The organism is Halobacillus sp. (assembly GCF_049282395.1).
Lineage (GTDB): Bacteria > Bacillota > Bacilli > Bacillales > Halobacillaceae > Halobacillus.
The window spans coordinates 1-10,584 of the sequence record NZ_JBAPTY010000164.1; the positions used below are offsets into that span (position 1 = coordinate 1).

Below are 10,584 nucleotides of genomic sequence, written 5' to 3' on the forward strand. Positions count from 1 at the left end.
TGCGTGGTCATTGTGCATAATTTCTACGATTTCATTAAAAATACTTCGGTACTTCTCATCACTCATCTTTCCGTTCATCTTATTATTTATTTGGCTACTCATACCAATAAATCGCTCCTAAAATTAACTATGTTACTATTACGAGTTAGTCGTGATATAGTTCCAAAAAATTCTATTATCTCGAAACTGAGTCTTCAACTAACCTGCCCTTTACTGGAATACTCGATTCCAAGATAAATATCCGATTCGGGAAACAAGATTCAATTGTCACATCGTGAAAGTAGATAATCTAAGGGTATCATAGGTTTCGACACTTGGAAATAAATTCCCTTTCACTATCATATCCTTCATCGTTACTTCATTTCGCTGATGATGGATGCTCTCTAATATCTGAAACCAGGTTAGATAATTGTTGAGATATTTGGTTGCCACGCCGTTAAAACGCTGTATCCACGCTTTCAACCTTCTGTGGTAGTTATTGACGTTCTGGATATGATAAAGCCCTTTGGTGCGGATTTTACCGTCTGATTTGAACTGATAGATGTCCATCCCGTTATCAAACGCATAGGTTTTGAAGGCACGCCAAGCATCGGTGCATAACACATTCTCACTCGAAAGTTTATGCCCGATGGCTTTGTCTAATTGTTCTTTTGTCAATCGCCCCATTCCTAACGTTTGGGAGAAAGTCACTTTGTCACGGTCTCTTGCGACCAGTACACATACTTGTTCTTTGCTTATGCCTCGTTTCTTGGCGGAACCGCCCCGTTTACGAGGTTTTCTATCGTCAATCTTTCTTTGTCCCTTTTCAGAGTACAGGAAATAGGTCTCATCCATTTCGACGATACCTTGAAATGCTGTACTTTCGATTTGTTTTAATGCAGATAGGAGCTTGTGCCTCCAATAGAACAAGGTCACGTGGGTAACGCCTCGAATCAACTCCGCTGATTTGCGGAGCGAATAACCTTCTATCATACATTCGATAAACTTCATCCAGCGATGGAGGTGGCGCGTGCGGTATAGGGCGGTATTGGTAAGGTCGGTGAACGTTTTACGGCAAGCTTTACAGCGGTAACGCTGTTTCTTCACTTCTTCACCGTCCACCATAGTTGAGTATTTTCCAAATCGCACAATATGTTCTGATTCGCAATCAGGACAATGATAGCCGTCCTTATGTTTACGTTCTGAAATCTCTTCCAGAGCCGTTCCTGTGGAGGATGACGCAGTGAGAGCATCAATTAAGTATTCACGTAAGCGATGTTTTTCCGCTGGGTTCAATGTTTGAATGGCTTTAAGGATATCGGTTGCTCTCACAGTCGTCACCCACTTGTATTTGATAACCTCATTATAGAACACTTGTTCGAATTGTTCAAATATCAACAACAAGCTTTAACAGAGCCTAATAAATAAATATAGATCACAGGCACCAAGGAACAGACTAATATAATTCCGCCTATTAAGAAGCCGCTTCCTATCCCATTCGAGCCCAGTAACGTCACCATTGCACCACTAGCAATAGACAGGACACTAACAACGGCGAGTGATATGTAAAGGCCCTTCTCTGGTGATGTTTTCTTTTCATGATCCACACTAATATTCATCATTAAGTATGCATTTACCACTGCTGAAATCATAAAAACAGCCCACAAAGGATTTCCTGTCATTCCATCCATACCTTTCGTTACAAGATCGTAGGCAAGAATGGCTAAAATTCCAAAGGTCTGTATGATATAGACGATCCGAATGTTTTTTAAATTCCTCAGCTGCAGCCGTTCATCTTTAATTCTCTCCATTAGATCCGCTTCCCTTCTCTATCCAGAATACTTCATCCAGCGTCTTATTCACCGCATAGCAAATCTCAAGACATAGCTTTAACGTTGGATTGTATTTTCCTTTTTCAATTAAACTGATGGTCTGCCGGGTCACACCGACCCTCTCGGCTAACTGCTGCTGGGTGAGATGAACACCTACACGTGATACCTTTACCTGATTTTCCATAATGATCGATCCCTTCTGCGGTCATCGTAACATATATATTCCAAAATGAAATTTATATATTACATAAACGATACAAATTACGGAAATGCGTCTACGTGAAAAAGTATTAGCCTCCTAGTTCATTTTGTTCTTTTATAAGAAACGTTACGCTCACTCCTATTCTTCGCAAATAAATGATAAAAGCTGATTTCAAATACGAAAAAGGCGATTACTAAGCCTCCCACATAAGGAGCAGGCGACCCCAGCGGTACCAGGACAAACAAGCTGATCACAAACACAGCTAATCCAACGATTAGAGAATTTCTAACGTAATGTTTTCCCACTTTACCACCTCCAAAAAAATCGATCACGCTATAAAATATTCAGTCCTTTTTCGAACGATTAAATCTGGGTTTGCTAAAATAAGCCCCTGTAAACATGAATAACAGGGAGATTAAGATTCCAGCAGCTGCCTGGTTAAAGATTAATGAAACCGGGATGACAAGCAAGGCGAGGATAAACATAAGCCTCATCATAGCTGACCACTTCCTTTCCTTACGTACGGTTCGCCCGCTTCGATCGTTTCATTTTTTTCTTTCATCCTTTAACAGGAATGGCAGATTTTCCATGAAAAGGAGGGATAAATTATGAGAAGAAGGGAATACAATACATAGGATCGTATAGATCCGAGAAAGGCGGGATTAGATGTTGTGGTTATGGTTGTTACTACCAGCTGGATTGATTATCCTGTCCGTCCATTTTGAACAAAAACGCAGGGAGCAGACGCGCCTCGTTCCGGTCATTGATGAGCAGAAGGCAATGGAAGAGATCTACAGATCTGAAGGTGCCGCAGCAAAATCGGCCGATCCAACGAATATGAAAAATTTCTAATGAATAAGTTAGGGACGGAAGCGTATCATACGGCTTTCCGTCCCTTTTTGTGCGCTGGCGCAGCACGTCACCGCTGCTTCTTTTCGTAAACCTTCCTGAATCGTTCTAACCGGGTGCGGTTGTAGCGCTGTACAACGATAAAGGGCAGATTAAATAAAATGGCATAAAGAACCATGACCCATCCGGCCCACATAGGCAGGAAGAAGAAAAATAATGGGCCTGGAAGGATTTGAACCCAGTGAGACAGCTCGGAGCGGCTGGTCTGCAGGGTTAAGGCTTGAAAATCTTCTTCGTTTCTCAGGTGAGCCGCCGTCTTCCCCTTTCCCTGATTCATCCACTTCCTGGCTTCTGGAAGAAGATGCTTCCATTTCTTTATTTTCAGCTTTTCATACACCCGGCCGTTTTTCTCCCAACTCTTTAACTCATATAGTCTGGAGAAAGACAAAACCATGGAAGCGGGAAGCTGAGATACAAGTGCACTGATGCTTATATGGATCATTACCCAGGCAATAATAATCTTTGTAATCATCAGGACGATCCTCTCTTATTCTTTCCGGCTATATTCCGGCCCTTCCAAGTTGATTCCTTCCAAAAGAAGGTTTTCATAATGGAATAGCCAAACAGAACGACAAAGAATAAGAAATGGAGCGGGAAAAGGATCGCATCATACCACTTGAAGTTCCCCATTTCCCGGAGCGTGCGAGCAAGCCAGAAAGCAAGAATTCCATAACCGATCAGGCTCCACCACCCCATGTCAGGAATGTTAAGGAGGTAAGAGATCACAGCAGTGATCCAGAGAATCGCAGCAGCCGTCATCAACGGCGATGCCGTTTTCGCTCCAGAAGCAAAGCTTTTGGACCACCCTTCCACCACCGCTTTCAGACTGGCTTCATACATACGCATGTTAACGACATGCCTGCCGCTGAAGGCATAGGTCTGTACGTCTCTCGCTTCGGCGTGTCTTGCAAAGGCCAGATGCTCCACAATTTCACTGCGGATCGACTGATGACCATCAAGCTCCCAGTACGTCTCTGCCGGTATAATCAAACAGGGACCAAACCCTCCATGCTTGCTTATTTGATCCTTTACGATTGTCGTAATTCCAGAGGAAGCAAACACCACCAGGTGGAAAATAGAAGAAAACTTTTCCCAGAACGAATGCATGTAGTGATAGGGATGCACCGTAACTAAAGCGTTCAGTCCTCTATTCTCTGCAAACTGGATGATTCTTTCCGGTCCGTGTTTGGAAAACCATGTGTCTGCGTCGAGAAAGAATAAAGTCTTTCCTTTTGCTATTTTTGCCCCGTTATAACAGGCCCAGGATTTACCCATCCACTCTTCCGGTAAAGGCGGATTGCTGATGACTTTTACTCCAAAGGATTCTGCGGCTTCCCGCGTCCGGTCTTCTGAATGGTCATCCACGACGATCACTTCCCTTTGGTTACTCTTCGTTGCAAGAATGGAAGGAAGTAAGCGTCTTAAATTTTCTTCTTCATTACGTGCTGGTATAATGATTGAGTATGTACCCGTTTTTCCAGGTTCTTGAATAGGAAATGAAACCCTCTGCCAAAAAAGCAGCAGAGTTGAAATTATGGCCAGGAACATAAACCACATGGCGATCACCTCATCTTTCTTAAGCATAGCGTATGCTTATTTTGAATGTAAACTATTGTTGCGGTCGCGAATCAGCGCGATCGTCTGTTTATACCCTGCGTCCTGAAGACCTCCACGATTATCTTCCTTTTCTGCCGGGTATAAGCAATTAAAAAACAGGGGGTTCATTATGTATAAATCTATTATAGCCAATACACTCCGTTTCTTTTCAGATCAATCTCTGAATACACCAATGGTTCCTATACAGCCCGTCCAGGAAAAAAAGGACATTCTCGTTGAAACGGATGTGAAAGATACATATATATCCTGCTATTATCCAAAAGGAGCAGCCGAAAATACTCTGCCTGTCTACATTAACCTGCACGGCGGTGCCTTCATTATGAATTCAAAAGAGATGGATGATCCATACTGCCGTCAGATCGCGAACAATACGGGCTGCGTCGTTATAAATGTGGACTATGCCAAAGCACCTGAATATCCTTTTCCAGGGCCTTTAGAGCAGACCTATCAACTGCTGCACTGGATAAAAGATCACGCCAAAGACCTTAAGATTGATCCAGAAAAAATCATGGTCGGCGGGCAAAGTTCAGGTGGAAATATTATGGCAGCGCTCTGTCTATTGCTGAAGGATCGGAACGAACCTCAGCCCCTCCTCCAGGTGCTGATCTGTCCCATGCTTGATTTCGTTACACCGCATGCTGATAAACCAGAGGGCGATCCCGGGCGTGCGCGTTTCCCTCAGGCTGCCCATTTCCTCAACTTGTGCTATGTGCCGGAAAGAAACCAGGCAGAACATCCGCTTGCTTCACCCGTCTTAGCTCCCTATACAGACAAGCTTGCCCCGGCGCTTGTTATTGCGGCGGAATATGACGCTTTCTCTAAGGAAGCTGAAACATACGCAGCCAAATTAAGAAACGCCGGCGTGCCCGTAAGACACGAAGTATTTGAAGACTGTTATCACGCCTTTACTCACTTAGGACCCGAGCCAAAAGCCCAGGAAGCGTGGGCAATGATTGAAGATGAAATCAGAAAAACCATTCAGTTTTAAGATTTAAGCGTGCTTGTTTTTCATAAGAAAAGAAACGTAAAGATCTTAGTCAAAACTCCATTAATAAATACGAAAGCTGCTATGGACACTCTCAAACGTGCACCCGGCAGCTTCATTTGTTTTTTGAATCTCTTTACCCTATTTTACGTCACGTCCTCTTCTATCTAAATAAGAAAAACTTCGTACTTCGTCAAGCCTAACATATACCTCCAGTATCAAAGGTCAGACACGCTCAAACGGTGAGGAACCTCTACGGTCCAATTTCGGCTAGAGATGATTCTATTTCATTTGACTACGGCGCAATCCATTCTCCACCACGCCCCAATCTCGCTCCGCCACGGCCCAATTCCACTCCGCCACGGCTCAATTCCACTCCGCCACGACCCAATTCCACTCCGCCACGGCCCAATCACAGCTCCATCACGGCCCATTTCCGCTCCACCACAGCCCAATCTCGCTCCGCCACGGCCCAATCCAGGCAGGGGCGAAGTAATCACGCTATAAAAAAGACCCCCTTTCTTAACGAAAGGAGATCTTCATGATCTAATATTCAAGATCCATTTTCAGTTCATCTACATACTCACTTGAACCCGTCACAATGAGACGGTCACCCAGTTTAAGCTCCGTGTCCCCGTGCGGCACAATGGAATCTTTGCCACGGAAAATCCGGACCATGATCACGTCTCCGGTAAACGGAAATTCGCGGAGATACACCCCGTTATAAGACGAGTTGTTCATGTTGATCTGGTAGAGCGCACTTTCCTGTTTCGTAATGATATCGACAACGTTCGGTGCTTCGATCATCGCCTTCAGGAGAGCTTTGGATGATAAGAACACAGAGAACACGCTGACCTTAAGCTCTTTCAGCTCGGCCGTCAATTGTGGAGATTCCACACGGGCGATAACCCGCTCCACTCCTTCTTCTTTCGCAAAGCGCGCGATTTCCGCGTTCTTCTCTTCATCACCTGTAGAAGCTACAAGCAGATCAACCTCAAATACACCATATGCTTTCATGGCTTCCACGTTATAGCCATCGAGTTCCTTAATATCGAAGCAGGAACGGCTGATTTTATCATCAATTTTATCTAATTTTGTATGATACAAGTGGGTCTCGTAGGAATTGATGTCAAGTTCCCGAACGACCGGCAGCGTCATTCGGTTCGAGCCAATAAAGGAGACCACCGTTTTATGCTGTTCATCCTCAAACTTGCCATAAATCTTCTTAAACACAATCGGAGCGACCAGGCAGGTGAGCACCGCTACTAAAATCAGTGCCCCTTCCATCTGGGCATCAATCATGCCTTCTCTCTCCCCGATTGTCGCAGCTGCAATTACAAGCGAGAGCGTGGAAGTGAGGATAAATCCTGTACTCAGTACTGTGCGCATATCATACCACTTTTTCAAAATCAGTGCAGGCACGATCTTAGATACGAGCAGCGCTACGAATAATAATGGAATGAGAATGATCACGCGGTTATCGGTAAACAGACTCCAGACATCAAGATCTACACCGACCATGACAAAGAAGATCGGAATCAAAAAGCCGTAGCCAAAGCTGTCTAATTTCTTCACCATCTCCTGGTTCGGAGATAAGAGAGAAACGAGGGTACCCGCCAGGAACGCACCTAAAATGTTCTCGGCGCCTACCGTTTCGGATAAGGCTACGAGCAGGATAATCAACGTGAATACTGCCCGCGTATCGATTTGGATGGTACCTTTAGCCATCGTTTCCACAAAGGATTGATGACGAAACTGCTTGCCGACGAAGTAAAGCAGAACCCCGACCGCAAATAAAATGAGCAGCAGCCATGTATTCCCGTGGCTCTCGCCGTAAAGTGATACAAAAACGGCTAGTAGAATCATGGTCGCCAGGTCAGCGATAACGGCAACCAGAAGAACGGTCTGGCCAATCGTGGTTTTCATCATCTGCGCATCCTTAAGCGTCGGTACAACAACTCCAAGCGATACGGTTGATATGATCAGTGTCATTAAGAAAGCATTGTCTATAAAGCCAGCCAGTACAAATAGATAGGACAAACCGAGGGAGATGACGAATATCCCGGCGAACACGATTAAAGCCACGATGACCGGGTTTGGAGCTCCTGTCCCTTTATTTTCGGGCTTAGCCCTTTTCTTCCTTCTGGCAAAAATGGAGAAGTCAATTTCGAGACCACTAAGAAACATAAGAAAGATAAACCCGAGCGTTGATAAAATCTCAAGCCAGCTTCCCTGTTCCACGATATCGAAACCACTTTTTCCTATAATTAGTCCGACGATAATCTCAGCGACCACGACGGGAATCATGTTCAGTTTAAATCGATGCAATAAGATGGGAGTGATAAATGCAGCTAGTATGACAATAACTAAGGAAGTTACTGAAGCTCCATGTTCCATACTCGCCCTCCTTCCACTAGATGAGTAAATTCATAAATGCTGTCGCCATACCGAAATAAATCAGTATGGAAATGATGTCATTGATGGTCGTGATGAATGGTCCTGATGCAACAGCAGGATCGATATTAAATCGATGCATGATGAGAGGAACGAGTGAACCAGCCAGGGTGGCTACAATCAACGTCGATAAAATGGAAAGTCCGACGAGCAAGCCTAAAAAGAAGTTCCCCTGCCAGAAATAAACGACAAGTGTAATGATAATCCCGCAGGAAATTCCGGTAATCAATCCAGTTCCAGCTTCCCGCAGCATCATCTTGGTCTTACCCTGTTTATCAATTTCGCCTGTTGCGATACCGCGCACGGCAACTGCAAGAGCCTGTGTGCCTGTATTCCCGGCCATCCCGGCAATGAGCGGAATAAAGATCGCCAGAATCGCAACTTTGTCGAGAGTTTCTTCAAAGCGGCCGATCAGGCTTGCCGTTATACTGCCCAAAAACAGCAGAATAACCAGCCAGGGCAGCCTTTTTTTAGCTGAGTCAAAAGCATTTTCATCAGGACTGTCAACGTCGGAAATACCGGCAAGCTTGGAATAGTCATCGCTTGCTTCTTCTTCCATAACGTCCATAATATCATCGACCGTAATAATGCCGAGCAGGTGGTTCTGGAAATCAACAACGGGAAGGGCAAGAAAATCATAATCTCTTACCATTCGCGCAACCTCTTCCTGGTCTTCGGCTACAGAAACGGACACCACACGTTCATTCATAACGTCCGAGATGAGCCAGTCGTCTTCCGAGATAATTAAATCACGAAGCGAAATAACCCCAACCAGACGCTTGTCTTCGTCAATGACATAGGTGTAGTAAATCGTTTCGGCGTCAGGGGCTTCTTTTCTTAAATGAAGCATCGCTTCCCTGATCGACATGCCGGCTTCCACGATGACGAACTCCGTGGTCATAATTGAGCCCGCGGTTTTCTCTTCGTAGTGCAGCAAGTCTTTTATTTCCTGTGCCGCTTCCTTATCCATAATGGTCAGGAAGCTTGCCACTTTGTCTTTATCCAGTTCATTAAAAATATCTACCGCATCATCTGTAGACATCTCTGCGAATACTTGTGCCGCAAATCTGGGATCCATTTCAGAGAAAAACGGCTCGATTTCCTCATAATCAATATGCTCCATGAAATCCGCTACTTCTTCGGGAGACAGATACGTATAGATCTGCATACGAACATCAACATCTAATCCCTCGAAAATCATAGCCTGATCATAAGGGTGGAGTTCTAGAAACTCGGCGCGAAATTGGTCAATATAATCGTTAAAAAGCGCATCCTTTATTGCATCCCAAACCTCTTGGCGCTCCTGGTCATCTAAGTGTTCCATAGCTCCCCTCCTTGACGTTCTGTTCGTTTTTGACCGTTTAATCTTAATTGCCTACTTGACGTTTGTCAACGAAAGTATTTTCTTTTCATTAAATCATAAAGTTGACTTAAAATTATTGGAAGAATCATGTACACTTACAATTATAACCGTAGTTTAACAGATTGCTTGATAGAAAGGGAACATTCATGAATGATAATCAGCAAACTTCACCGATTGATTTTACCATTATATTCATTGTCCTGGCCTTTGGAATCATCAGCTGCTATACCCTTTACACCGTAGATCCTTATTTAGGCGCTGGAGATCAGGGCTCTTATATGAAACAAATCGTCTGGTACATACTCGGAAGCATAGTCGCAGGCGTGGCTATGATTTTGGATTATGACCGCCTTCATCAAATCGTTTGGGGTCTGTACGGATTTGGTCTTACGGCCTTGCTTATGCTTTTCTTTAAATTTCCGCCGGGACTCGTACACTATTCAGGCGGAGCCTGGAGCTGGTTTAAGTTACCGGGGATCGGCACCATTCAGCCCTCCGAATTTATGAAGGTTTTCCTTGTTATTACGCTTGCTCATGTGATTGTTAAACATAATGAAAAAATCCGGATGAAAACCGTAAAGACAGATCTTATGCTGCTCGGAAAGCTGATGCTTATTTCCGCAGTTCCAATGGGACTTATTGCGGTGCAGCCGGATTTGGGTACCTTCCTTGTGTTAGTATCCATCACAACGTTTATGATTTTAGTATCCGGTATTCAATGGAGAATTCTTCTCTCGATTGTATCTTCTGTGATAATCATTATAGCAGCTGTTGCGACCACGTTCCTATTTAATATTACAAAGGTTACCACGTTCTTTGAAGAATCCGTGTTTGCCCACGTGGACTCCCGCTTCTATGGCTGGCTTCAGCCTGAAAAGTACGAGCTCGGCGCAGGCCTGCAGCTGATTAAAGCAATCACCGCGATCGGCTCCGGCCAGCTGACCGGAAAAGGCCCGGGTAACTTTGAAGTGATGGTGCCCGAACGTCACACCGATATGATCTTTACCGCGGTGTCCGAACAGTTCGGTTTCATAGGCTCAAGTATAGTCGTCACGTTGTTTTTCCTTCTGGTTTATCGGATGATCCAAATTGCTCTCGAAAGTAACGATGCATTTGGAAGCTATTTAATCGTCGGCGTCGTAGGAATGATCGCGTTTCAAGTCTTTCAAAATATCGGCATGTCCATTCAGCTGCTTCCGATCACTGGACTTCCCCTTCCCTTTATCAGTTACGGAGGAAGCTC

At 44.5% G+C, this 10,584-nt stretch carries 13 protein-coding genes; 3 read left to right on the forward strand and 10 right to left on the reverse strand.

Annotated features, from left to right (window positions below):
* Positions 1–267: 267 nt before the first annotated feature.
* From WAM07_RS07285 to WAM07_RS07305, 5 genes are all read right to left on the reverse strand, one after another.
* Positions 268–1,311, reverse strand: a complete 1,044-nt coding sequence (locus tag WAM07_RS07285) for an IS1595 family transposase (RefSeq protein ID WP_422165877.1) — start codon at positions 1,309–1,311, stop codon at positions 268–270.
* 62 nt (positions 1,312–1,373) lie between these two features.
* Complete coding sequence (locus WAM07_RS07290; protein WP_422165865.1) at positions 1,374–1,790, reverse strand: hypothetical protein; 417 nt, start codon at positions 1,788–1,790, stop codon at positions 1,374–1,376.
* The gene (locus WAM07_RS07295) at positions 1,777–1,995 is read right to left on the reverse strand and encodes a helix-turn-helix transcriptional regulator (RefSeq protein ID WP_422165866.1); all 219 of its coding nucleotides are present in this window, start codon (positions 1,993–1,995) and stop codon (positions 1,777–1,779) included. Before WAM07_RS07295 ends, WAM07_RS07290 begins: the two co-directional genes overlap by 14 nt.
* A 119-nt stretch (positions 1,996–2,114) precedes the next feature.
* Positions 2,115–2,318, reverse strand: a complete 204-nt coding sequence (locus WAM07_RS07300) for a hypothetical protein (protein WP_422165867.1) — start codon at positions 2,316–2,318, stop codon at positions 2,115–2,117.
* A 39-nt stretch (positions 2,319–2,357) separates the two neighbouring features.
* Positions 2,358–2,510, reverse strand: coding sequence for a hypothetical protein (locus WAM07_RS07305; RefSeq protein WP_422165868.1), 153 nt, complete (start codon positions 2,508–2,510; stop codon positions 2,358–2,360).
* A gap of 169 nt (positions 2,511–2,679) precedes the next feature.
* Between WAM07_RS07305 and WAM07_RS07310 the strand changes: the two genes are divergently transcribed.
* Positions 2,680–2,865, forward strand: coding sequence for a hypothetical protein (locus WAM07_RS07310; protein WP_422165869.1), 186 nt, complete (start codon positions 2,680–2,682; stop codon positions 2,863–2,865).
* Positions 2,866–2,932: 67 nt separating this feature from the next.
* Here WAM07_RS07310 and WAM07_RS07315 read toward each other — a convergent pair whose 3' ends face one another.
* Both WAM07_RS07315 and WAM07_RS07320 read right to left on the reverse strand, forming a co-directional pair.
* Positions 2,933–3,394 (reverse strand): glycosyl-4,4'-diaponeurosporenoate acyltransferase, encoded by a 462-nt coding sequence (locus tag WAM07_RS07315; protein ID WP_422165870.1) that lies wholly within the window; start codon positions 3,392–3,394, stop codon positions 2,933–2,935.
* A complete protein-coding gene (locus WAM07_RS07320) occupies positions 3,394–4,506 on the reverse strand; it encodes a glycosyltransferase (protein ID WP_422165871.1) in 1,113 nt (370 codons plus the stop codon). The genes WAM07_RS07315 and WAM07_RS07320 overlap by 1 nt, the downstream gene beginning before the upstream one ends.
* 142 nt (positions 4,507–4,648) lie before the next feature.
* On the opposite strand from WAM07_RS07320, the gene WAM07_RS07325 reads away from it, so the two are divergent.
* Entirely contained in the window at positions 4,649–5,527 is an 879-nt protein-coding gene (locus tag WAM07_RS07325) for an alpha/beta hydrolase (RefSeq protein ID WP_422165872.1), read from the forward strand.
* A gap of 284 nt (positions 5,528–5,811) precedes the next feature.
* Here the strand turns inward: WAM07_RS07325 and WAM07_RS07330 are convergent, their stop codons facing one another.
* The 3 genes from WAM07_RS07330 to mgtE are packed head-to-tail and all read right to left on the reverse strand — an operon-like array spanning position 5,812 to position 9,302.
* Complete coding sequence (locus WAM07_RS07330; RefSeq protein WP_422165873.1) at positions 5,812–6,024, reverse strand: hypothetical protein; 213 nt, start codon at positions 6,022–6,024, stop codon at positions 5,812–5,814.
* 46 nt (positions 6,025–6,070) lie between these two features.
* Positions 6,071–7,921 carry a monovalent cation:proton antiporter family protein gene (locus WAM07_RS07335; protein ID WP_422165874.1) on the reverse strand — a complete coding sequence of 617 codons (1,851 nt, stop codon included), beginning with the start codon at positions 7,919–7,921 and terminating at the stop codon, positions 6,071–6,073.
* A 16-nt stretch (positions 7,922–7,937) separates the two neighbouring features.
* Positions 7,938–9,302: a magnesium transporter gene (mgtE, locus tag WAM07_RS07340; protein WP_422165875.1), complete on the reverse strand. Its 1,365-nt coding sequence runs from the start codon at positions 9,300–9,302 to the stop codon at positions 7,938–7,940.
* Between the two features lie 185 nt (positions 9,303–9,487).
* Between mgtE and WAM07_RS07345 the strand changes: the two genes are divergently transcribed.
* On the forward strand, positions 9,488–10,584 hold a 1,097-nt coding region (locus tag WAM07_RS07345; protein WP_422165876.1), incomplete at its 3' end, for an FtsW/RodA/SpoVE family cell cycle protein.

Excerpts from the sequence above, each read along its gene's own strand:
- WAM07_RS07305 (WP_422165868.1), bottom strand. The coding sequence starts at position 2,510 with ATGATGAGGCTTATGTTTATCCTCGCCTTGCTTGTCATCCCGGTTTCA.
- WAM07_RS07325 (WP_422165872.1), top strand. The coding sequence starts at position 4,649 with ATGTATAAATCTATTATAGCCAATACACTCCGTTTCTTTTCAGATCAA.
- WAM07_RS07295 (WP_422165866.1), bottom strand. The coding sequence starts at position 1,995 with ATGGAAAATCAGGTAAAGGTATCACGTGTAGGTGTTCATCTCACCCAG.
- WAM07_RS07315 (WP_422165870.1), bottom strand. The coding sequence starts at position 3,394 with ATGATTACAAAGATTATTATTGCCTGGGTAATGATCCATATAAGCATC.
- WAM07_RS07310 (WP_422165869.1), top strand. The coding sequence starts at position 2,680 with ATGTTGTGGTTATGGTTGTTACTACCAGCTGGATTGATTATCCTGTCC.
- WAM07_RS07320 (WP_422165871.1), bottom strand. The coding sequence starts at position 4,506 with ATGCTTAAGAAAGATGAGGTGATCGCCATGTGGTTTATGTTCCTGGCC.
- WAM07_RS07335 (WP_422165874.1), bottom strand. The coding sequence starts at position 7,921 with ATGGAACATGGAGCTTCAGTAACTTCCTTAGTTATTGTCATACTAGCT.
- WAM07_RS07290 (WP_422165865.1), bottom strand. The coding sequence starts at position 1,790 with ATGGAGAGAATTAAAGATGAACGGCTGCAGCTGAGGAATTTAAAAAAC.
- mgtE (WP_422165875.1), bottom strand. The coding sequence starts at position 9,302 with ATGGAACACTTAGATGACCAGGAGCGCCAAGAGGTTTGGGATGCAATA.